Below are 21,570 nucleotides of genomic sequence, written 5' to 3' on the forward strand. Positions count from 1 at the left end.
CCCCTCTAGGTTCAGCTTATGACCAGCGTCCCCCAAATCGTGGCCTAAATCACACCGAGTCGCGCCGAGCCGCGATTCCCGCTATGCCCGCGCAGATCAGATCACCGATGACGATGACGATTCGCGATGAAAGAGCCACGGCGATGGCCTGACCCGAGGGCATCACCGGGGACAGCACGCCCACGATGACCACTTCCCGAACACCGGCCCCGGCGGGCGCGATGACCGACATGATGCCCAGGCACCACGACAGCGCGAAGGCGCCGATGGCGAAGAGCAGGCCGGCCTGCGGCACGATGAAGTACAGGTGCAGGCCGTAGCAGATCCAGCCGGCCAGGGCCCAGCCGAGCGCGGTGAGCATGCCGCGCCGGGTGAGCGGGTGTTCGAGCGGCTCGCGCTTGAGCCGGCGCAGACCGAACCCGATCAGCCCGTTGATCACTTTGGGCTCCAGCAGCACCAGCAGCACGGGGACGAGCAGCAGCAGCCAGCCGAACCGGTCCCAGCCGAGCGTGACCAGCGTGACGAGCAGGCCGGTGGCCAGCTGGATCGGCATCGTCAGGAAGAACGCCGCCGCGCTGCGCGGGCGTGGCACGCCGAGGTCGCGGCCCATCTCCATCTGGGCGAGCACCGGCCAGACCGCGCCGGGGATGTACTTGCCGAGCTGGCCGACGAAGAACACCTTGGCGGCGGAGCGAAGGGGCAGCGGCGAGCCCAGGTCGGCCAGCAGGGTGCGCCAGGTCAGCATGGCGCACAGCAGCGCGCCCACGACGCCGACCAGGGAGGCGGCCAGCAGCGGCCAGCTCAGCCGGGCGAACCCGGCGACCACGGCGTCCCACTGCGACGCCACGGCCCACACACCGAACCCGAGGGCGACCAGCAGGAACCCGAACCGCACGACCTTCCGCACGACGGGCGCCTTGCCTGACGTACCGGGTTTGATGGTGCTCACAGTGGGCGGACCCGCTCGGGCGGCTGCGGCAGATCGGCGCCGGCCGGGCGCCGGGGCGTCTTCGTCGCCACCCACAGGTACGTGGGCACGATCGGCAGGAGCAGCCGCAGCACCGCGCGCGGCGTGCGCGCCAGCACGGCCTGCACCAGGCGCCCGAGCGCGCCCGGGAACAACTCGGACCCGGCGAACCGGGTCGGCGTCGCCAGCACCGGGAAGGTGTAGTCCCACACGTGGAAGGCCCGCAGCATCCTGCGCAGGCCGCGCCGGGTGCGGAAGCGCTCGTAGTAGTGGTCGGCGCGGCCGGAGGCGCGCACGTAGCGGTCGGCGAGCGCGGGCGGCAGGTAGGACAGGAACGGCAGCTTGTAGTGCGGCTCGATGATGCCGAGCCGGTTGCCCAGCCCCAGGTAGAGCACGCCGTCGTCGGACAGCACGCGGTGCATCTCGGCCACCACGGCGTCGGGGTCGACCACGTGCTCGTAGATGTGGTTGAACACCAGCACGTCGACCGAGCCGTCGGGGAAGGGCAGCGCGGTGCCGTCGCCGCAGACGAACGCCACCCGCTCGCCGAACCGGTCGGCCGCCTTGCGCAGCCCGGGGACGTCGATGTCGATGCCCAGCGTGTGCTTGGCCCCCGCGCCGGCCAGCTCGTCGGCGATGAACCCGGCCGAGCAGCCGACATCGCCGACGGTCAGCCCGCCGAGCGGGCCGTGGAAGTGCTCCACCACCGCGATGATCTTCGCGGCCTTGCGCCGGCGTTTCTTCTCGTCGAGCATCGCCGACTGGAACTCGGAGTACTCCAGCTGTGCGACCCGTTCCTTACCCACGCCGCCCAACAGTACCCGCGTATGGGAGGCGCTGACCGCTGTAGTCACCGGCGTCGTCTGGATATACGCGGTCGACCACCGTTAGCCTTGGCCAATGATCCGCCGCCTGCTGCGCGTCTTCCTCGCGCTGGTCGCGCTCGGTTTCCTCGGGTACGGACTGGCCAGAAACTGGGACGAGACCACCGCGGCCGTGACCGCGCTGTCGCCATGGGCGGTGCTCGGGGCGTTCGCCGCGGTGCTGGCCGGGCAGTTCTGCATGCTGCTCGCCTGGCGGAAGGTGCTGGCCGGGCTCGGGTCGCCGCTGCCGCTGCGGGTGACCGGGCGGATCATGTTCGTGGGCCAGCTCGGCAAGTACATCCCCGGCTCGGTCTGGGCGTACGCGGCGATGATGGAGCTCGGCCGTGACCACGGCAGCCCGCCGCGCCGGACGTTCGCCTGCATCTCGCTGTCCCTGGTGATCAACCTGGGGGTGGCGCTCTCGATCGCCGCCGCGACGCTGGCGACGCAGCAGGCCGTGCGCCAGGCGTGGTACCTGCTGCTGCTCGTCCCGGTGATCATCGTGTGCCTGCACCCCAAGGTGCTCACCTGGGGCCTCAACCTGGCCCTGCGCCTGGCGCGCAAGGAGCCGCTCGAAAGCGTGCTGCCCGGCCGTACCGTGCTGGTCGCGGTGGGCTGGACCGCGCTCGGCTGGTTCATCTACGGCCTGCACACCTGGCTGCTGTCCGGCAGGTGGGACCTCTACGTGGTCGCGACCGGGGCCTACGCGTTCGCCTGGGCGACCGGGCTGCTGACGTTCGTCGTGCCCGCCGGGGTCGGGGTGCGTGAGGGCGCCATGATCCTCGTGCTCTCGCCGCTGATCGGCACCGGCCCGTCCTACGCGGTCGCGGTGGTGTCGCGGCTGGCGTTCACCCTGGGCGACGCCGTCGCCGCGGGCATCGCGTTCCTGCTGGGCCGTCAGGCGTCGAGGAGCACCGCTGAATACGCCGACCAGAACGGCTCCGGATCGACCGCCTTGACGCCCGACCGCAACCGTTCGGGCTCGCCCGGCGCGTAGAACCGCTTGATCGCCCGGTTGAGCACCTCGACGTCGTCCGGCTCGATCAGCAGCCCGTCGACGCCGTCGGTCACGTGGTCGGCGAGCGCGCCGACGCGGGTCGCGATCACCGGCACGCCGTGCTCGTGCGCCAGCCAGACGTTCTGGCTGGCTGTCGCGGTACGGTACGGCAGGACGAGCGCGTCGGCGGAGGCGAACAGCTTCGGCACGTCCTCGGCGGCCACGTAACCGGGCCGCAGCTCCACCCGGTCCGCGATGCCCAGCTCGCCGATCAACGCCCGGGTGCCGTCGAGCCCGCCCCAGAACTCCCCCGCCACGGTCAGCCCGACCCCCTCCGGCAGGGCGCGCAGCAGCAGGTCGAGCCCCTTGTACGGCCGGACGATGCCGAAGAACAGCAGCCGCTCGTGCACCTCGGCGGATCGCTCCCCGGTCGTGGACGGCAGGTGCGGCGGCAGCCCGGCCACACTCACCGGCCGGTCACTCAGGGAGGCCGCCAGCGCCGCCTGCTCGTCGGAGTGGGTCAGCACCGCGTCGACCCGGTTGAGCAGCGCCTTCATCAGCGGCCTGTCGTACGGTTTGCGCTCATGCGGCAGCACGTTGTGGCACAGGGCGACGGTCTTGGTCTTCCTGCCCAGGCCGTACAGGATGCCGAGATAGGCCGGGACCTGCACCGGGCTCAGGACGGCCAGGATCACCAGGTCGGCCGAGCGCAGCCGGCGTCCGCACGCCACCCAGCCGCCGGGGCTGCGCCAGTCGAGCCTGCGCAGCGTCTTGGGGTAGGGGGTGCCCTCGGGTGCGGAGATCGTCTGCTGGCCCGGGTAGAGGAACGCCGGGTACTGGGCCCGCCACGACTCGATCACCACGTCGTGGCCGAGCGCCGTCAGCCGGTGCGCCAGCTCGGTGGTGTGCTGCGCCCCGCCCCCTTTGTAGGGGTAGGTGGGGCCGACGATGGCGATGCGCACGCTATTCGCCCCGCGACCGCACGATCAGGTCGGCCAGAAGTGCCACGGACCCGATGAGCAGCCCCGACAGGAAGATCATGACGGTGTTGGCCGGGAAGTAGAACGGGTGCTGGATCATGTCCCAGATACCCTTGACGAACCCGATCCCCACCAGCCACAACGCGGGCGGCATGAGCACCTTGAGCGGGTTGAAGTACATGATCATCCGCAGCACCTGCAGGATGTAGCGGTAGGCGTCGGAGACGAAGCTGAACTTCGACTTGCCCGCCCGCTTGGCGTAGCCGATCGGCAGGTAGTAGACGTCGTGCTGGTTCGACAGGAACGACAGCGTGATCGTCGTGACGCAGGAGAACCCGGGCGGCAGCAGCCGCAGGTAGGGCTTGGCCACCGTCCTGCGGAACGCGCGCAGCCCGGAGTTGAGGTCCGGGATCTTCTGCCCGGCGAGCTGCTCCGCCACCTTGCGGATCACCCACTTGGCCGGGACGCGCAGCAGCTTGTGCGACCCCTCCTCGGACGTGCGGGCGCCGACGACCATGTCGACCGTCGTGTCCTTCTCCAGGATCTGGACCAGCTCGGGGATGCGCTCGTTGGGGTAGGTCATGTCGGCGTCGGTCCAGACGACGATCTCGCCCTTGGCCTCCTGCGTGCCGATCCGGCGCACGGTGCCCGCCCCGCCGTTGCGGTGGAACGCGCGGATCCGCAACCGCTCGAACCGCGGCGCGGCCTCCTGCAGCCTGGCCAGCGTCTCGTCGGTGGAACAGTCGTCGACCGCCACGAGCTCATAGGTGTAGCCGCTGGAGTCCATCGCCTTGGTGATGCGCTCGACCTCGTCGATGACGTGGTCCTGCTCGTTGTAGCAGGGCAAGACGATCGTGACGTATGGCGCTTCTTCCACGGCGTATCCACTCTGGGGAGTCTCAGGCGTGCTCACGTGCGTCGAGGGTACTCTGCCCAGCCGGGAGCCGAGTCCACCTGCGGCCGGTGACGAGGTCAGCCCACGGCCATCCACACGTTGATCCGGAGCGACCAGGTGCCGTTCGGCGCGTCGACGAGAGAGCGCTCGTCCTGCCGGGTCACCAGGGCCATGACCTGCGTCTTCGGGCCGTAAGCGGCCACCTGCCCCTCCTCGGCGGCCAGCACGACCGGGACGCGGCCGGTGGCGCGGACGCGAGCGATCACTCGGCGCACGTCGGCTTCGTCCGCCGTATCCCCGCTCACCGGACGGACCTGCGCCGCCGGTCGGCCGCACATGCCGCGGACGAGCTGGGTGAACCGGTTACCCGTCACCCGCTCGACGATCAGCACCGAGGCGTTCGGCGGGATCTTCGCGCACATCGCCTCGACCGCCGCCCGCTCGCCCCGCTCCACCGGGGTGAACGCGATCCCGATCGACGTGATGACCGGGGGCGCCAGGATGAGCACGGTGCCCGCGGCGGTGATCCATCGGCCGTACTTGCGCAGGATGGCCTGGTTACGCACCCACTCCAGCCCCCACACCGCCAGCAGAATCAGTCCCGGGATCACCACCGGGACCAGGCGGCGGGCGGCCCACGGCTGGTCGGGGGTGATCTCCGGGCGCAGCAGCGTGGTCACCGTGGTCCAGCCGATGACGGCCAGCGGCAGTAGCCACTCGGCCGGGGCACCGTTCCTGACCAGCCCGCGCACCAGCACCGCCGCCGCGATCGTGGCGAGGACGATCACGGGGACGCCGACGTACCAGCTCACCCAGTGCAGGGACAGCTCCGAGTAGAGCCGGGTGCCGTCGACGGGCAGGCCGTTGGCCTTCTGCGTCTGTTCGATGAATGTGGCGGTGAGCTTGTCCTCCTTCGTCGTGGCCACCCGTCGCACGGTCTGCAGCAACGGCCGCACGGCCAGGCCGACCATGACCAGCACGACCAGCACGGCCCCCACGTCCGGAAGCCACCTGGGCAGCCGGATCCGGGCCAGCCGGGGCGCGGCGAGCGTACCGGCCAGGGTGAGGAGGAGAACGGCGGCGCAGATGAGCAGCAGCGGATTGACCGACCTGGACAGATAGGACAGATACGGCCGCGCCAGCACGTACGCCGCCAGCAGCCCCAACCCGGCACCGGCCGCGAGCCCGAGCAGGAGCGGCGGCCCGAGCGCCCCCTGGGGCCTGCCGAGGCGCCGCCAGGCGATCAGTGCCCCGGCGAACGCCAGGACCGGCAGCACATCACGCAGCCCATCGATCCGGACCAGCACGGCCAGCCCGAACACCAGCCCGGCCAGCGCCCCCTGTCTTCGCTGGATGCTCCCGCGTGCGAGGGCGTCGTGGACCAGGGCCAGGCCGCCGAACAGCAGGATCAGAGAGGGAATCTCGCTGAAGGTGGTCCGTGAGGTGTAGAGGATCGGCAGGCTCACCGCGAAGGCCAGCGCCGCCACCGGCGCCCAGCGCCCGCCGACGAGCCGGCCCACCACCCCCGCCAGCGTGAGCACGGCCAGCGCCCCCAGCACGGCAGGTGTCAGCAGCAGCCCGCCGAGCCAGTCGCCCGCGGCGAACAGCAGCGGCGGTCCCGGCATGAACTGCGGCACCACCGACCCGCCGACGTCGTAGAACCCGACGCTCTCGAACACGAGCGCCGGATCGGCCCCGCCGAACGCCGCCGCCTGCGCGGGGATCGGCAGCGAGCCGTGTCCGGCCAGCCAGGTGGCGTACTGCGCGTACGTGGCGGGGTCACGCCTGACGATCAGCTGCTCGCTGTGCATGATCGCGTTGAACACACCGGACCCGACCGCGACGGCGACGACCGCGCCGACCTGCCGCCCGGTCGCCCCCTCCGCGACCTTGAACGGCCGGCGGAGGGCGAACCAGCACAGCACCCCGATGACCACCGCCCCGAGCACCAGCGCGGGCACCGGCTGGTACCAGCCGGCCAGCAGCAGCGGCAGCGCGGCGAGCAGCCAGCCCGCCACGACCAGGGCAGGCAACACCGAGACCACGGCGAGCACCCGGCCCGCCGACGGCCTGCGCGTCCGGTCCAGCCAGGCGATTCCCATCGGTGATCGCGAGCGTATCCAACACACGGACGGCGCGACGATCCCAAAGGACCCCAGCCCGCACAGCGTGAGGACCCCAAAGGACCCCAGCCCGCCCGGATGAGCGGTTACGCGGGATCGCGCGAAACGCGGGTAGCGTACGCGACGTGCGGGGGAAGCGGGAGGACGTCCGGGTGGAGGAGACGACGCTCGTCGGCGAGCCCCGGCCCGGGCCCGCCCGGGCGGCGGCCTCACTGGCGCGGCGGCACGGCTGGTTCCTGGCGGTCCTGACCCTGGGCGCCGCGCTGCGGGTCGTCACGATGCTCGGCTACCGCCCGGCCCTGTGGTTCCCCGACTCCTACACCTACGTCGTCACCGTCTTCCACCCCCGCCCCGACCTGGTGCGTCCCGCCGGCTACTCGGCCTTCATGAAGGCGCTCGAACCGTTCCACTCCTTCGGCGCGATCACCGCCGTGCAGCACCTGCTCGGCCTGGCCACCGGCGTGCTGGTCTACTGGTGCGCGCGCCGGGCGCCCCGGTGGGTGGCGACGCTGGCCACGGTGCCGGTGCTGCTGGACGCCTACCAGATCGAGCTGGAGCACCTGCTCGTCTCCGACGCGCTCTTCATGTTCCTGGTCGTCGCCGCGATCGCGCTCACCCTGGCCGACCGGCCCGTGGTGATCGCCGTCGGGCTGCTGCTGGCCGCCGCCACGCTCACCAGGACCGTCGGGCAGCCGCTGATCGTGGTCGTGGCGGCCTGGTTCCTGCTGCGCAGGCGGGTGGGGCTCGCCGGGGTCGTGGTGGTGGCCGCGCTGGCGCCGGTCATCGCGTACGGAGGCTGGTTCTACGCCACCTACCACCGCGTCGGCATCGTCGGAGCGAACGGCGTGTTCCTCTACGCCCGCACGATGTCGTTCGCCGACTGCGCGAAGATGGAGCCCCCACCGGATCTCAAAGTGCTCTGCGACCCCCGGCCGCCCGATCGGCGGCCACCCTCGCAGGAGTACATCTGGGCCAAGGACTCCCCGCTCGTCGCGCTGCCCGACATCACGTTCACCGAGGAGAGCAACGATCTGGCGGGCCGGTTCGCCTCGCTGGCCATCCGTGAGCAGCCGCTCGACTACGCGGCCTCCGTGCTGTCGGAGCTGGGGCGTTCGTTCGTCTGGGGCCGCCCGGTCTATCCCGACCACGAGATCTACGACTACTACGAGTTCCCCGCCGTCTCGCCGCAGCCGCCGGGCCGGTGGGCCGCGCAGCTCGGCGCCGACCTGGGCAGGCGCTACGAGCAGGGACCGATCGGCACCGAGGTCGTCGAGCCGTACGCCGGCTGGATGCGCGCCTACCAGGAGGCCGGGCGCCTGCCGGGCACCGTGCTGCTGGCCGTCCTGCTCGTCCCGCCCGCCCTGGCGATCAGGCGGAGGCTGACCGGCGGGCGACGGCTCGCGAGCCTGACCGACGAGCCGCCTCCGTGGTTGCTGCCCTGGTCAACGGCGGTTCTCCTGCTGGTCATACCGTCGGCCGTGGCCGAGTTCGACTACCGGTATGTCCTACCTGCTGTACCTCTGGCCTGCCTGGCGGCGGCTCTGGCCACCCGTTCCGACCCCCGCAATGCGTAAAGACTTTGACGATGAATATTCCGCTAAATGTCCAGTTCTGAGTATGCTTTTGCGCGGTAACATCACGTCCGGGTCACGGTCGATTCTCTTCGTCATGGCTGCGGGTACGCCGTCCGTGACCTAGTCTCGTGGCGCAGAATGACCGAGCCAACCGGACTAGGCGAGGGGGCGCATGAGTGACCAGTGGAGCGTGTCCGTGCAGGACCGCAGGGTCGCCTCGACACAGCCTGGCAGCCGGATGTCGCGCCGGGCAGCGGCCTCCTCCCCTCCTCCTCCCCCGCCACCCGAAGACCTGCCGCCCCGCGGCCATCGCGGCGGCGGTGGCGGTGGTGGCAACAAGATGCGCGTGCTGGCCTGGATCAGCATCGCGACCACCTCGCTCATGGTCGCCGGCGCGCTGACCGGCTACACGCTCTACCGCGACGCCTTCGGCAGCATCAACCAGAGACCCGTCGACAAGGACATCATCAACCCCCGGCCGCCGGAGACCGGCGCGCTCAACGTGCTGCTGGTCGGCTCCGACACTCGCGCGGGCAAGGGCAACGCCCAATACGGCCAGAAGCTCGCCCGGGAGGCCGACGCGGGCGGCAAGCGCACCGACACGATCATCCTGATGCACATCTCGCCCAACCGGGATCAGGCGCGGCTCATCAGCTTCCCGCGTGACTCGATGGTGGAGATCCCCAAGTGCAAGAACGAGACCACCAAGCAGGAGATGCCGCCGCGCCGCGACATGATCAACTCGGCGTACAGCTCGGGCGGCGTCGCGTGCACGATGTCCACGCTGGAGACCCTCACCGGCATCCGCGTCGACCACTTCGTCGAGGTCGACTTCAGCGGTTTCAAGAACATCGTCGACGCGCTCGACGGCATCGAGATCTGCCTCGCGAACGGCGTGGACGACAAGAACTCCCATCTGAAGCTGCCCGCGGGCAAGAGCAAGCTGAACGGCGAGCAGGCGCTGGGCTACGTCCGGCTGCGCCACTACGGCGACGGCAGCGACATCCAGCGGATCAAGCGCCAGCAGATCTTCCTGAGCAAGATCGTGCAGAAGGCCACCAGCAGCCAGTTGCTCACCGACGTCGGAAAGCTCAGGGCCTTCATCAAGGCCACCGCCAAGTCGGTGACGATGGACCCGGACCTGGCCAACGACACCACGCAGCTCATCGAGATCGCCACGAGCGCGCAGAAGATGACGGCGGGCGGGGTCAAGTTCACCACGATCCCGTGGCAGCCCGACCCGGAGGACAAGAACCGGGTGGTCTGGCGGCAGCCCGACGCCAACGAGCTGTTCAACGCGATCAAGAGCGACGTCGACCTGCCCGAACCCGCCGCGTCGGCGTCGACCGCCGCCTCGACGCCCAAGATCAACGTCAAGCCGGAGCAGGTCCAGGTCCAGGTGCTCAACGGCACGACGACGCAGGGCAAGGCCAAAGAGGTCGCCGACCTGCTGAGCAAGGAGGGCTTCAAGGTCACGGGCGTGGGCAACTACCTGGCCGCCGACGGCAAGAGCCAGGCGACCACCCAGGTCCGCTACGCCAAGAAGGCCGCCGACGGCGCCGCGTACAGCGACGTGCTGATCAAGGCCATGCAGCCCAAGCCGGCTCCGACGGCGGGCAGGCTCAAGCCGACGACGACCGACACCTACACCTCTCCGGTGCCCGTGCCCTCGACGACCCCGGCGACGGCGAACCCGCCCGTGATCCAGCTGATCATCGGCGAGGACTTCAAGTCGGTCAAGGTCACCAAGTTGCCCGACAGCGTCAACAACAGCACGATCTCGGCGGACAAGCAGAAGAACGTCTGCACCTGACCTCCAAGTTCCCTGTGTAACCGGGTGTTCTCGCACCGCACGTGAGACAGGAGCCTCGTTGCCGGGCTAATGTGTAGCGGGTCGGCGACGCGGCTCGCTTCACTCGTCAAGGACGTGTGCATGCGTGCTGCCTGTCGCGTTCCCCCGGCCCCGAGTGAAGCTGAGCGACTCCGTAGTGTCTGACACCAAGCACTCCCCACCGGTCACGACGCCCCCCGACCCGGGTGACGCCGACGAGGCCGTCGGCCCCGCGAGCACAGGAGCTCAATGGCCGCTGCCGGAGGAGGCTTTCTGGAGTGAGAAGACGGATCCGCACGGCGTCGGCCCGTCCAAGACGGACAAGGACCAGGACAAGGACCGGGACCAAGACGAGGACCAGGACCAGCCGGAGCCAGAACCGGCCCCCGAGCCCCAGCCCGAGGCCCCCAAGCGCAAGCGCGATCCGTATCTGGACAACGTCAAGTTCGTCCTGATCGCGTTCGTGATCGTCGGCCACTCGCTGGTGCCGACGCTGTCCACCGACTCGGCCAGGTCGCTCTACATCTTCATCTACACCTTCCACATGCCGCTGTTCGTGCTCATCAGCGGCTATCTGTCCAGGAATTTCTGGAACTCCAACGCCAAGACGAACAAGCTGGTCGACACGTTCGTCGTGCCGTACGTGATCGTGGAGGTCGGCTACGCGCTCGTCCGGCTCGGCCTGGGCGAAAAGTGGAGCCTGACGATCATCGATCCCGCGTGGATCAACTGGTACCTGCTGGCGCTGCTGTTCTGGCGGCTGTCCACACCCGTGTGGAAGCGGATGAAGCACCCGATCCCGGTGGCGATCGCGATCTACCTGTTCGCCGGGTTCTCGCAGATCTCCGGTGACTTCAGCATGGACCGCTTCTTCGGTCTGATGCCGTTCTTCGTCATCGGGCTCGTGACGCAGCCTGAGCACTTCGAGCTGCTCGACCGCCGGTGGATCAAGATCGTCTCGGGGGTCGTGGTGCTCGGCGCCGCCGCGGTGTCGATCTTCATCGCGCCCAAGGCGCCGCTGAAGCCCTTCTACTACAAGCACAGCTTCCAGGACTTAGATCTGTCCTGGTGGATGGGCCTCGGCGTGCGCACCGGGCTGCTGATCTGCGGGCTGGCCATGTCGTACGCCGTCCTGGCCCTGGTGCCCAGGCGCGAGACCTGGTTCACGGATCTCGGCACCCGCACCCTCTACTGCTACCTGCTCCACGGCATCCCCGTCCTCATCGCCAAGGACCAGGGGTGGCTGGAGCTGCCCTGGCTGCACGGCCCGCTCGGGGTGCTGGCGATCAGTGCGAGCTGTTTCGCCCTGGCGATCGTGCTGTGCCTGCCCGAGACGCGCACGGTGTTCAAGTGGGTGCTCGAGCCTCGGCTGACTTGGCTCTACCGTCGCCCGTCAGGAAATTAAGCGGCAATTCCCCCAGCATTTACGCCATTGACCAGGTAGCGGCGCAGCATCGACCGCATGCGTGTATGCGTAGCCACCACCAGCCACCACCCCGAGGACGCCCGGATCATGCATCGGCAGATCCGGGCGCTGCTCGACGCGGGCCACGAGGTGACCTACGTCGCGCCCTTCACCTACTACAACGTGACGCCCGCGATGGGCGTCGCCGCGGTCGACGTGCCACGCGACGCCGGCTACGGCCGGGCGCGGGCGGCGCTCAAGCGCGGCCTCAGAGGCGCCGACCTGCTGGTGCTGCACGACCACCGTCTGCTGCACACCCTGCCCTTCCACCACCCGCCGATCGTCTGGGACGTACGGGAGCAGGTCACCGCCAGGCAACTGTCCCGGGCCGAGCGGCGTCACCACGTGGTCACCTCCGCCGTGGTGCCGGAAGCCACCCTGGTGTCGGCGGCGCCGCCCCCGCCCGGCGACACCAGGGTGGTGCACATCGGGCGGCTCTCCCTCGAGCGCGGCGTCTCCGAGCTCATCGGGCTGGCCGAGCGGCTCGTCCCGCACGGCATCCGGATGGACCTGCTCGGCGCCGCCGACCGTGAGGTCCGGCCGCTGCTGCGGGACGCGCAGCGGGTCGGGCTGCTCGACTGGTTCGGGTACGTCCCGAACCGCCACGCCCTGCGCATGGCCGAAGGCGCCCTGGCCGGCCTGGCGCTGTCGGCGGAGACCGGCCCGAGGACGCCGACCAAGATCCTCGACTACATGGGCCGGGGGCTCCCGGTGATCACCACACCGCACGGCTCGGTGGCGGAGCGGGTCGGGTGCGGGGTCGTGGTGCCGCTCGACGTGGACGCGCTCGTGAACGCCGTACTCGATCTCAAGGAGGACCCCGCGCGGCGGGCCGCCCTGGGGGCGCGCGGCCACGCCGAGGCCCGGCTGCGTCACCACTGGCCCGACCACGCGGCGGAGTTCGTGACCAGGATGGAGAGGTGGGCGGGGGTCCAGGTGCCCGCCCACTCCCTGGCCGTCTAGGGCCGTTCGACGTCGTAGGTGACGTCCGCCACGCGGACCGTCTGGACCAGCGGGTCCTCGATGATCTTTCGTAGTTCGCCGATCGTGGCCCCCGAGTCCACGTAGGCGTAGGCCAAGCCGTCCTTGGCGGCCTTGCGCAGCCGGGCCAGGCTCAGGTCGAAGTCGTGCAGGTTGTCGTCGTCGTAGTCCTGGAGGATGGCCACCCAGCGGCGGAAGCTCGCGAGGTCCAGCTCGATCGCCTCATCGGGCATGATCGCGTGGGTCTTGGTGGTGCCGTCCATTTCCGGCATAGGGTCTCTGTCCCACATCGGCGGCCCACCCCACGTAATGGGAATCGACCTGGGGCGCCGCTCGTACACCACCTTGTCGGCGGAGGTCTTGTATCGGGCGGTGAAGGCGGCGAGCTCCTTCGTGGTGAGCGGCTTGGCGAACTCGATCACGGCAAGCGCGTTGAGTCCCTCGGGCAGCCGGGCGAGGACCTTGCGGCTGTCCTGTTTGGGCTGGTTGCCGGTGCTCACATTGGCGATCGCCGTGCTCAGCGTGGTGTTGGCGTCGTTGCCCAGCGGCAACCTGCCCACGCGACCGAAGAAGTCCTGGGTGATGACATGTTCCGCGCCTCCGTAACCAGCTACGAAGCCCCCGACGGCCCGCATCGGGCGGGCGCTCACGGTGAACGACATCGACAGCGGCGTGGTGGCACCCCAATCCTGGACCTGGATGTCGTAGCCGGGGTTGTAGATCTTGAAGGCGGTGCCGAGCACGTCCGTCATGCGCATTTCCCGGTCACCGCGCTGCTGGATCAGGCTGGAGCCGACCGTCGCCACCAGGACGAGGACGACCAGCGCCGCCAGCACGGTGATCGCGGTGCGCGTGAGACCCCGCCGGACGGCACGGCGGGTCGCCTTGGGATCGAAGTCGGGCATGGGCAGAAGGTCATCTTCAGTCATGGAGGACTCCATAGATGTCGGCGAAGGCGGCTCTGGCCCGCCACACGGCGGTCTTGATCGTGGCGTGCTTCTTGCCGGTCATCGCGGCCACCTCGACCAGCGAGAAGCCCTCGAAGTAGACCAGGGCGAGCAGCCTGCGGTGCTGCTCGGGCAGCCGATCCAGGGCGTCGCGCACGGCCAGCGACTCGACGTGCAGCGCGGGCACACCGAGCTCGTCGGGGTCGGGCAGGGCCAGCTCACGGCGGTGGCGCCGGACGTGGTCGACCAGAACGTTGCGGGCGATGGAGAGCAGCCACGCGGCCGCGTTCTCGCCGCGCCAGCCGAGCAGCGCCCTGGTGGCCTTGACGAACGTCTCCTGGGCCAGGTCCTCGGCGAGATGGGGGTCGCGGGTGCGGCGTAACAGGAACCCGCACACGAGCGCCCAGTGCTCGCGGTACAGCTCCTCGATGATGATGCCCTCCGCGTTCTTACGAATGTCACAACAGACCAGACGGGATCCGGGCAGGAATGGTCACACGGCTTCGCGGTTGATGTACTGGACTCATGTCTTCGCATCTGATCCAGGGCCGCACGGTGAGCATGCCCGTCCAGGTGAGAGACGCCACGGTCTGCAGCGTCATGTATCCCGTCCGGGCCGACGCCGCCAGGGCGGTGATCGCCTACTCGGGACTGGACGCGGCCGAGGTGTTCCCCGGCAAGGCGATCTGCGTGCTGGTGTTCGTCGACTACCGCGAGGGCGATCTGGACGCCTACCACGAGTTCGGTGTGGCGTTCCTGGTGCGCCCGCCGGGTGTGACGCAGTCGGTCGGGCTGGGCGATCTGCGGCGGGCCGGGGTGTTCATCCACTGGCTGCCGGTCGATCAGGGGTTCACTTTGGAGGCGGGCCGCCGCATCTGGGGCTTTCCGAAGGAGCTGGCCGACATCGACCTGCGGCTCGACTCGCCGTACAAGCGCTGCGTCCTGCGCAAGGACGGGCGGCTGGTGCTCGACCTGCTGCTCAAACCGGGCATGCCCGCGCCGGGCGCGGGCGCGCTGGTCCCGCTGGACGCCTTCACCCACCGGGAGGGCGTGACGCGCCGCGTCCCGTGGTCGGTGGAGACCCATGGCGTCCGCGTACGGCCCGGCGGCGCGCTGATCCGCCTGGGCAACCACCCGATAGCCAAGGAACTGAGCGAACTGGGCCTGCCGAAGCGCCCCATACTCACCACCACGGTCGCCCGCGCCACCATGACCTTCGGCGACGCGGCGGCCATCTAGGCCCGAGCGCTCCACCGTCCGTCGACGCGGCTGATCCGCACCGGGTGGTCGAAGCACTTGCTCACCAGGTCGGTGGTCAGCACCTCGTCCACCGGACCCGACGCCATGCACTCCCCCTCCCGCAACAGCAGCGCGTGCGTGGTACTGGCGGGCAGCTCTTCCAGATGATGGGTCACCAGTACGGTGGCCAGCGCGGGATGCTCCCCGCGCAGCACGTCGAGGCTGCCGAGCAACTGCTCCCGGGCGGCCAGGTCCAGCCCGGTGGCGGGCTCGTCGAGCAGCAGCAGCCGCGGCCGCGGCATGAGCGCCCGCGCGATCAGCGCCCGTCCGCGCTCTCCCTGGGACAGGTGGGGCCACCGCGCCTCGGCCTTGCGGGTCATCCCCATCACCCCGATCAGCCGCAGGGCCTGCTCCTCCTGCTCCGCGGTGGGCGCCCAGCGAGGGACGAGCTCGATGGTGTTGGTGGCCCCGGTCAGCACCAGTTCCCGGACCCGGAGGCCGGATTCCAAGGAGTGCCGCGGATTGACGTGCCCCAGAAACGAGCGGAGCTCTCGCATGTCCACCCGGCCGAGCCGATGCCCCAGAACCTCGACGATCCCGCGCGTGGGATGCTTCACAGCCCCGAGGAGGTCCAGCAGCGTGCTCTTCCCGGCCCCGTTGGGGCCCAGCAGCGCCCAGTGCTCCCCCGGCCCGACGGTCAGGGAGATCGACCGCAACAGGGAAGTCCCGTCACGGACCACATCGACCTCGACGGCACGGAGCACGACCCCACCGGTAACAGGATCCATCGGGGCAGGCTATCAAGAGTCATCAGATGTCTGAGGACTGGCTCACACGATGGGCGGGCGGCCCAGTTTCACCATGCGCCAGGCGGTGCGCCAGGCCATCGGGCGGCGCTCGCCGGCCGGCGTGCGCAGTCCTTCGAAGAACCCGGTGAACCACGCCTTGATCGCTACCCCGGAACGGCGCTCCCGGATGAGCGTCAGCACCACCCAGTCGAGCAGATAGAGGACCGCCAGCGGCCACGGCAGGTTGCGCCGCGCCAGCCACACCCGGTTGCGGGCGTTGAGCCGGTAGAACTCGGCGTGCCGCGTCGGCGGGACCTGCGGGTGGTACATGACCGTCTCGGCGTCGTACTCGATCCGGTAGCCCTCGCCCAGCAGCCGCCACGCCAGGTCGGTCTCCTCGTGAGCGTAGAAGAACCGCTCCGGCAGGCCGCCCACCTGGAGGAAGGCCGAGCGGCGGATCGCCGAGGCGCCGCCGAGAAAGGTGGTGACGGGTGAGGAGCGTTCCGGGTCGCCCGCGCGCAGGCGCGGCACGTGGCGCCGCTGGCCGATGCCGCCGTCGGGGTCCATCACCCGGAAGGAGATGACCGCGAGGTCGGGCTCGGTGGCGAAGCGGTCGCGTACGTGGGACACGACCTTCTGGTTGGCGTACCAGCCGTCGTCGTCGAGGAACAGCACGACATCACCGGAGCACTCCTCGACGCCGCGATTACGGCCGGCCGGAATGCCGGTGTTGCGTTCGAGCCAGACCGTCTTCACGGTCGCGGACGAGCCTACGGGTGGCGTCGCCGACACCTCGGGCACGTCGGCACCGTTGCCGACGATCACCACTTCGACGTCGCCGTCGATCTGGTTGAGCGCGGACTCGACCGCCCGGGTCAGCTCCGCGACCCGGTTGCCCATGGTGAGGATGACGCACGAGATCTTCAACGGGTCATCGTCCTGACGCGTCGAGAACACGGGCGGAGCATTCTTTCATGATCACCGAGTCTGCTGGTATGCATATTTCCTGATATTGCTGGAGCTAAGCGTATCGGAACCGTACGTGAACCCCCACCGAACGGCGGACGTCCGATCAATACGACGAGCGGGAGGCTCCGCCGGTTCCGATGTGCGTTCACGCAAGCCGCCTCGATGCCAGGATGCTGACCAGATGAAGGACGGTCTGCAGCGCGGCGGCCGCGAAGCAGGCGACCAGGAGCACACGCGTGGCCAGCAGATCTCCGGTGACGGCGTCGATGACGGCGGCCACGACCGTGAGGAGCGACAGCTCGATCGGCTGCACGATCCGGTGGAACTTCGTCGCCCCCACCACCCGCCTGGCCAGCCCCAGCAGCCCGGATCGGAACTGCCCCACGGACGCCTCGGTGGCGTTCGGCAGGCCCCCCTTGGCCCTGGCCACATCCACGAGGTCGGTCTCGGCCTTGATGAGGATCGCGCCGAGCGCGGCGGCGACGCCCAGCACGGTGTACCAGTCAGGCAGGACGGCCGATGCCCGCCAGCCCAGCCCGACGAGCACCGCGGCCTCGGTGAAGTAGGCGCCGACGCGGTCCAGGTAGACGCCGACCAGCGACGTCTGTCCGGTCCAGCGGGCCAGCTCGCCGTCGGAGCAGTCCAGCAGCAGGTAGACCTGCACGAGCAGGGCGGCGGCCACAGCGGCCCACAGCCCCGGCAGGGCCAGCACGACTCCGGCCAGGATCCCCGCCACCGTCATGACCCAGGTGAGCTGGTTGGGCGTGACGGACGTCTTGGTCATCAACCAGGTGACGTAGATGGACAGCCGGCGCATGTAGAGCACGCCCGCCCAGTGCTCGCCGTTCCGGCGCTCAAGGTGTCCGGCGGGCTGGGCGACCCGCCGGAGCTCAGCTACCGAAGGCCCGGACATAGTCCCCCACCCGATCGCGGACCTCGGACTCCGGCATGCGCAGGTGCTCCAGGATCGTGTAACGGCCGGGACGGGTGGCCGGCGCCAGCGTGACGGCCTCGGAGAACTGCTCGCTGGTCAGGCCGATGTCGGCCGGGACGACGGGCAGCTGGTGCTGTCGCAGGCAGTCGGTGACCTGCTTGAGCCGGGCGGCGTCCTCCCTGAGGAAGAAGCAGAAGGCGGCACCGATCCCGGCGAGCTCGCCGTGATTGGAGGTGCCGGGGAAGAGCTGATCCACGGCATGAAGGATCTCATGGTCTCCACCGCTCGCGGGCCGAGACGAGCCGGCAATCACCATCGACATGCCGGACATGATCAGCGATTCGGCCAGGATGGTGAGGAAGGCATCCGACTCGATGGAGTCGACGCGGCCGATCAGCGCCTCGGCCGCGATCCGGGCCATCGAGCAGGCCAGCCCGTCGATGGGCTCGCCGCGCTCCACGTTGCCGAGCTGCCAGTCCTCGATGGCCGACAGGTTGCTGACCACGTCGCCGACTCCCGACCGGACGAGCGACTCCGGTGCGCTGTGCACGAAGTCGAGGTCGACCAGGACCGCCAGCGGCATCGGCACGCCGAACGTGCCCTTGCCGCCGTCGTACACCAGCGAGGCCGTGGGCGAGCAGATGCCGTCGTGGGAGAGGTTCGTGGCCACGGCGACCATCGGGATGCCCGCCAGCGAGGCGGCGTACTTGGTCGCGTCGATGGTCCGGCCGCCGCCGACGCCGACGACCACCTCGTAGGCACCCTTACGCAGGTCGGCGCCGAGCGAGACGGCCGCGTCGACCGAGCCGTCGGACACCCTGAACACCTCGGCCTCGTCGAGCGTGGGCGCGATCAGGCCCTCGATGTGGTCGCCCTGCCCCGGGCCCACGGCCACGGCCACCCGGCCGGAGGTCGCCACCCGGGTGTCGGCCAGCAGCGCGCCGAGCTCCGCGACCGCGCCGCGCCTGACCATGATGGCCAGCGGCGCGGGCAGCATCCGCGCTAGAAGCGGCATACCCGCCTCCTCAGTAACGAACGGCTATGGTGCGAGCCTTGGCCAGGTCGTCGTGGTTGTCCACCTCGACCCAGTCGACCTCCCCGATAGGCGCGACGTGGATGCGCTCGCCGCGCGCGACCATCTCCTGGTAGCCGTCCTCGTAGTAGAGCTGCGGATCGCGCTCGAAGGTGGCCTTCAGCGCGTCGGCCAGGCGCTCGGCGGCGCCGGGGCGGATGAGCGTGGCGCCGATGTACTCGCCGTAGGCCGTGGCCGGGTCCATCAGCTTGGTGATCCGCTTCAGGTCGTCGCCGTCGAGGGTGACCTTCATCTCCTCGTCGGCCAGCCGCTTCACGTTGTCGACCGCGAGCAGGATGTCACTGGTCTCGGGGGCCGACAGCAGCGTCTTCTCGATCGAGACGGGGTGCACGGTGTCGCCGTTGACCAGCAGCGCGCCCTGCGCGAAGTAGTCGCGCGCGCACCACAGGGAGTAGGCGTTGTTCCACTCCTCGGCCTTGTCGTTGTGCACGAGAGTGAGCTTGACGCCGTGCCGCTTCTCCAGCGCGTCCTTTCGCTCATGTACGGCCTGCGCCGCGTAACCGACGACGACCACGACCTCACGCAGATCCACCTCGGCGAGGTTGCGCAGGGAGATGTCCATGATCGTGGTCTCACCGTCGACCGGCACCAGTGCCTTCGGCAGTGTGTCGGTGTACGGTCGCAGGCGTCGTCCGGCTCCAGCGGCCAGCACCATTCCCAGCAACGTCCACTCCTCAGTCGGGCATGACTACTTCGGGCATGACTACTTAGGACCCAAAGGTTAGTTGCCTTTAGGCCCTCCCCGGGTAATCGGCCGTTAGTCTCGCGTTTCCGTCTCGGCCGCGACCACCCTGGAGGGAGCCGTGGCGAGCCAGCAGGTGAGGCTCTCCCACCCGAACAGGACCCACAGATACAGGGCGAGGAGCACGAAACCGCCAGTGACGAAGCCCACGAGCGCCGCCAGCGAGACCACGACCATCCGCCCGTCCCAGCCCAGCCCGAACGTGCTCAGCCACGGCGGCGGATAGACGCGCTGGCGCAGCCGGTAGATCAGGTCGTAGTGGTGGAAGGCCAGCGCGCCGAGCAGTGCGAAGATCAGCGCCGGCGGCACGTCGTGGGCGAACCCGCAGGCCGCGATGAAGGTGTACTCGATCAACCGCAGGACCGGCGGCACCAGCCAGTCGAACCGGCCGTCATGCGGATGGGAGCTGCCCGGCCCGGCCAGCAGCAGCGTCACGACGGGCGCGAAGACCGCCAGCCCCTCGGACCCGGCCACGCCGATCAGCAGCAGCACGCCGATCACGAACGCCCCGGCGATCAGCGGGGGCAGCGGCGGGAGCTGCCCCGACACGAGCGCTCCCATGCCGCGCGACAGCGGCCCGTCGTCGCGATAGGCCACGACGGTGCTGCTCGGCACGGGTGTCATGTGGACAGAGTTCATCGGGCCGACCTCGCGATCCGGCCGGCCAGCAGGTAGAGGGCCGCCACCCCGCCCCAGCCGAGCAGCGCGATGAACGTGACCCGGGCGTTGTACACGCCGGCGGTGATCGCGATCAGCGCCATTCGCTCCCCAATCGGCAACACGATCATCTTCTTCAGCCACCACAAGATCTTTTCGCGCTCCATGCGCCGCGCCAGGCGGAGCACCCCCTGCGGGGGTACGCCGTAGCGCCCGCCGTCGGCCGACTCGTGGAGCGGAATCACCGGTTTGCCCCCCGGGACGCCGGCACGGCCCGCGTCCTTCGCCGCGGCCCCGAAGGCGTAGTTGATCGAATGCCGTACCACCTGGAGGATCATCGCGGCGACGGCGAGATACCAGATGCCGTCGGGCCCGCCCCCGCTCACGGGCAGCCCGGCGGCGTAGCCGAAGGCCAGTCCCACGTAGACGACGTACTCCTTCAGCCGGTCGGCCATGGAGTCGATCCAGGCGCCGAGCGGCGAGAACATGCGGGTGTAGCGGGCCAGCTGGCCGTCGAGGCAGTCGAGGCAGAACGACAGGTAGAGCAGCACGGCCCCGGCGAGCTGCGCCGGGCGGTTGCCCGCCGCGAACCAGATCGCCGACAGCACGGCCAGGCCGATCGAGATGCCGGTGACGGCGTTGGGCGTGAGCTTCAGCGCGGCCGCGGGCCGGATGAGATGGCGCGTCCAGGACGAGACGAAGTAGGTGCTGAAGAAGCCGTCGCTCGACTTGACCGCGGTGTCCAGGCGTACCTGGGACTCGTCGACGTCGGCGAGCCTGCCCAGCGCGTTGTCGGCCGAGACCTGGCCGGTCACCCGGTCGCAGTGGAGCGGCCCGATCGAGGCGGCGCGTACCGCCACGCCCGACCTGACCAGGCCCACCAGCAGCAGATCGACCGCCTCGACGGTGGTGACGGGGCCCAGCTTGCCCATCTCGGCGAGCTCGGCCAGCTCCTCGGCGACGTCGGCCAGCGCGGTCAGGTCGGCCTCACGCGCCTGGAGCACGCCGCGGAAGGTTGCGTTGGCCTCGGGGACGAGGTGGAAGGAGCTGCCGGCCGCGACGACCTTGCCGCTCTCGACCCGTACGGGCGGCCGCATCGGCGCGGCGGTGGCGTCGTAGGAGACCAGGGCGCTCGTGTCGCGCGCGGGATGTTCCAGGAGCAGCGCGAGCGCATCGGTGTGGGCGACGAGGTCGGCGGGCAGCACGACCACCGCGCCCGGCGCGACGCGCGCGATCTTGGCGATGCCGCGCAGATCGGCGCTGAGCCCGCCGAGCCCGTCACTCGGGGACACCACCTGGACGTCGAGGACGGCGAGCTCGGCGAGCTGGCCGTTGAGCCGGTCGAGCAGCGTGCCGTCGGCGCAGGGAAGCCTGCAGGCCGGTGTCGTGGCGAGCAGCACCACCGAGGTCGTGCTCTCGCGGGTGAGTGAAACAGGCTTCAATGAATCGGTCACAGCGCAGGACTCCTCCCGTTCGCGAGGGAGAGCGTGGACACAGCGTAGCGACAGGGCAACGCGATATCACG

General features: G+C 69.8%; 20 protein-coding genes. 6 read left to right on the forward strand and 14 right to left on the reverse strand.

From position 1 onward, the window contains the following. Positions 1 to 49: 49 nt before the first annotated feature. The gene (locus AB0F17_RS31045; protein WP_358030040.1) at positions 50 to 907 is read right to left on the reverse strand and encodes a lysylphosphatidylglycerol synthase transmembrane domain-containing protein; all 858 of its coding nucleotides are present in this window, start codon (positions 905 to 907) and stop codon (positions 50 to 52) included. 38 nt (positions 908 to 945) lie between these two features. Continuing rightward, positions 946 to 1,773, reverse strand: a complete 828-nt coding sequence (locus AB0F17_RS31050) for a class I SAM-dependent methyltransferase (RefSeq protein ID WP_358030043.1) — start codon at positions 1,771 to 1,773, stop codon at positions 946 to 948. Positions 1,774 to 1,867: 94 nt separating this feature from the next. Here AB0F17_RS31050 and AB0F17_RS31055 point away from each other — a divergent pair, with 94 nt between their 5' ends. Beyond that, the gene (locus AB0F17_RS31055; protein WP_358030045.1) at positions 1,868 to 2,827 is read left to right on the forward strand and encodes a lysylphosphatidylglycerol synthase transmembrane domain-containing protein; all 960 of its coding nucleotides are present in this window, start codon (positions 1,868 to 1,870) and stop codon (positions 2,825 to 2,827) included. Here AB0F17_RS31055 and AB0F17_RS31060 read toward each other — a convergent pair. From AB0F17_RS31060 to AB0F17_RS31070, 3 genes are all read right to left on the reverse strand, one after another. Next, positions 2,728 to 3,789, reverse strand: coding sequence for a glycosyltransferase family 4 protein (locus tag AB0F17_RS31060; protein WP_358030048.1), 1,062 nt, complete (start codon positions 3,787 to 3,789; stop codon positions 2,728 to 2,730). The genes AB0F17_RS31055 and AB0F17_RS31060 overlap by 100 nt on opposite strands. Before the next feature lies 1 nt (position 3,790). After that, positions 3,791 to 4,684, reverse strand: a complete 894-nt coding sequence (locus AB0F17_RS31065; protein ID WP_358030050.1) for a glycosyltransferase family 2 protein — start codon at positions 4,682 to 4,684, stop codon at positions 3,791 to 3,793. Positions 4,685 to 4,779: 95 nt separating this feature from the next. Then, entirely contained in the window at positions 4,780 to 6,804 is a 2,025-nt protein-coding gene (locus AB0F17_RS31070) for a hypothetical protein (protein WP_358030053.1), read from the reverse strand. 146 nt (positions 6,805 to 6,950) lie between these two features. Here AB0F17_RS31070 and AB0F17_RS31075 point away from each other — a divergent pair, with 146 nt between their 5' ends. The 4 genes from AB0F17_RS31075 to AB0F17_RS31090 all read left to right on the forward strand — a co-directional run bounded on the left by AB0F17_RS31075 (position 6,951) and on the right by AB0F17_RS31090 (position 12,658). Continuing rightward, positions 6,951 to 8,399, forward strand: coding sequence for a hypothetical protein (locus AB0F17_RS31075; protein ID WP_358030056.1), 1,449 nt, complete (start codon positions 6,951 to 6,953; stop codon positions 8,397 to 8,399). 172 nt (positions 8,400 to 8,571) lie between these two features. Beyond that, the gene (locus AB0F17_RS31080) at positions 8,572 to 10,212 is read left to right on the forward strand and encodes an LCP family protein (protein WP_358030059.1); all 1,641 of its coding nucleotides are present in this window, start codon (positions 8,572 to 8,574) and stop codon (positions 10,210 to 10,212) included. A 175-nt stretch (positions 10,213 to 10,387) separates the two neighbouring features. Further along, a complete protein-coding gene (locus AB0F17_RS31085; RefSeq protein ID WP_358030061.1) occupies positions 10,388 to 11,635 on the forward strand; it encodes an acyltransferase family protein in 1,248 nt (415 codons plus the stop codon). A gap of 57 nt (positions 11,636 to 11,692) precedes the next feature. After that, entirely contained in the window at positions 11,693 to 12,658 is a 966-nt protein-coding gene (locus AB0F17_RS31090; RefSeq protein ID WP_358030064.1) for a glycosyltransferase, read from the forward strand. Here the strand turns inward: AB0F17_RS31090 and AB0F17_RS31095 are convergent. Together AB0F17_RS31095 and AB0F17_RS31100 are read right to left on the reverse strand one after the other, a co-directional pair. Continuing rightward, entirely contained in the window at positions 12,655 to 13,605 is a 951-nt protein-coding gene (locus tag AB0F17_RS31095) for a hypothetical protein (RefSeq protein WP_358030066.1), read from the reverse strand. The two genes, AB0F17_RS31090 and AB0F17_RS31095, sit on opposite strands and share 4 nt — an antisense overlap. Further along, entirely contained in the window at positions 13,598 to 14,110 is a 513-nt protein-coding gene (locus AB0F17_RS31100) for an RNA polymerase sigma factor (protein ID WP_358030397.1), read from the reverse strand. The genes AB0F17_RS31095 and AB0F17_RS31100 overlap by 8 nt, the downstream gene beginning before the upstream one ends. 38 nt (positions 14,111 to 14,148) lie before the next feature. Between AB0F17_RS31100 and AB0F17_RS31105 the strand changes: the two genes are divergently transcribed. Beyond that, positions 14,149 to 14,862 (forward strand): acetoacetate decarboxylase family protein, encoded by a 714-nt coding sequence (locus tag AB0F17_RS31105; RefSeq protein WP_358030069.1) that lies wholly within the window; start codon positions 14,149 to 14,151, stop codon positions 14,860 to 14,862. On the opposite strand, the gene AB0F17_RS31110 is transcribed toward AB0F17_RS31105, so the two are convergent. The 7 genes from AB0F17_RS31110 to AB0F17_RS31140 form a co-directional block, all read right to left on the reverse strand. After that, positions 14,859 to 15,650, reverse strand: a complete 792-nt coding sequence (locus AB0F17_RS31110) for an ATP-binding cassette domain-containing protein (protein ID WP_358030071.1) — start codon at positions 15,648 to 15,650, stop codon at positions 14,859 to 14,861. The two genes, AB0F17_RS31105 and AB0F17_RS31110, sit on opposite strands and share 4 nt — an antisense overlap. Before the next feature lie 42 nt (positions 15,651 to 15,692). Further along, entirely contained in the window at positions 15,693 to 16,577 is an 885-nt protein-coding gene (locus AB0F17_RS31115; RefSeq protein ID WP_358030399.1) for a glycosyltransferase, read from the reverse strand. A gap of 187 nt (positions 16,578 to 16,764) precedes the next feature. Next, on the reverse strand, positions 16,765 to 17,532 hold the full coding sequence (locus AB0F17_RS31120; RefSeq protein WP_358030073.1) for a CDP-alcohol phosphatidyltransferase family protein: 768 nt from the start codon (positions 17,530 to 17,532) through the stop codon (positions 16,765 to 16,767). Continuing rightward, on the reverse strand, positions 17,510 to 18,550 hold the full coding sequence (locus AB0F17_RS31125) for an iron-containing alcohol dehydrogenase family protein (RefSeq protein WP_358030401.1): 1,041 nt from the start codon (positions 18,548 to 18,550) through the stop codon (positions 17,510 to 17,512). Before AB0F17_RS31125 ends, AB0F17_RS31120 begins: the two co-directional genes overlap by 23 nt. A gap of 28 nt (positions 18,551 to 18,578) precedes the next feature. Beyond that, positions 18,579 to 19,310 (reverse strand): phosphocholine cytidylyltransferase family protein, encoded by a 732-nt coding sequence (locus tag AB0F17_RS31130; RefSeq protein ID WP_358030076.1) that lies wholly within the window; start codon positions 19,308 to 19,310, stop codon positions 18,579 to 18,581. 93 nt (positions 19,311 to 19,403) lie between these two features. Beyond that, positions 19,404 to 20,027 (reverse strand): DUF5941 domain-containing protein, encoded by a 624-nt coding sequence (locus AB0F17_RS31135; RefSeq protein ID WP_358030078.1) that lies wholly within the window; start codon positions 20,025 to 20,027, stop codon positions 19,404 to 19,406. Further along, positions 20,024 to 21,499, reverse strand: a complete 1,476-nt coding sequence (locus AB0F17_RS31140) for a CDP-alcohol phosphatidyltransferase family protein (RefSeq protein ID WP_358030081.1) — start codon at positions 21,497 to 21,499, stop codon at positions 20,024 to 20,026. The genes AB0F17_RS31135 and AB0F17_RS31140 overlap by 4 nt, the downstream gene beginning before the upstream one ends. Between the last annotated feature and the right edge of the window lie 71 nt (positions 21,500 to 21,570).

The sequence above is a fragment of the Nonomuraea sp. NPDC026600 genome (genome assembly GCF_040638335.1).
Classification (GTDB): Bacteria; Actinomycetota; Actinomycetes; order Streptosporangiales; family Streptosporangiaceae; genus Nonomuraea.

Bases quoted from the DNA above. Each gene is read 5' to 3' on its own strand.
- AB0F17_RS31070 (WP_358030053.1), bottom strand. From the start codon at position 6,804: ATGGGAATCGCCTGGCTGGACCGGACGCGCAGGCCGTCGGCGGGCCGG.
- AB0F17_RS31135 (WP_358030078.1), bottom strand. From the start codon at position 20,027: ATGAACTCTGTCCACATGACACCCGTGCCGAGCAGCACCGTCGTGGCC.
- AB0F17_RS31120 (WP_358030073.1), bottom strand. From the start codon at position 17,532: ATGTCCGGGCCTTCGGTAGCTGAGCTCCGGCGGGTCGCCCAGCCCGCC.
- AB0F17_RS31105 (WP_358030069.1), top strand. From the start codon at position 14,149: ATGTCTTCGCATCTGATCCAGGGCCGCACGGTGAGCATGCCCGTCCAG.
- AB0F17_RS31125 (WP_358030401.1), bottom strand. From the start codon at position 18,550: ATGCTGCCCGCGCCGCTGGCCATCATGGTCAGGCGCGGCGCGGTCGCG.
- AB0F17_RS31110 (WP_358030071.1), bottom strand. From the start codon at position 15,650: ATGGATCCTGTTACCGGTGGGGTCGTGCTCCGTGCCGTCGAGGTCGAT.
- AB0F17_RS31090 (WP_358030064.1), top strand. From the start codon at position 11,693: ATGCGTGTATGCGTAGCCACCACCAGCCACCACCCCGAGGACGCCCGG.
- AB0F17_RS31055 (WP_358030045.1), top strand. From the start codon at position 1,868: ATGATCCGCCGCCTGCTGCGCGTCTTCCTCGCGCTGGTCGCGCTCGGT.
- AB0F17_RS31095 (WP_358030066.1), bottom strand. From the start codon at position 13,605: ATGACTGAAGATGACCTTCTGCCCATGCCCGACTTCGATCCCAAGGCG.
- AB0F17_RS31080 (WP_358030059.1), top strand. From the start codon at position 8,572: ATGAGTGACCAGTGGAGCGTGTCCGTGCAGGACCGCAGGGTCGCCTCG.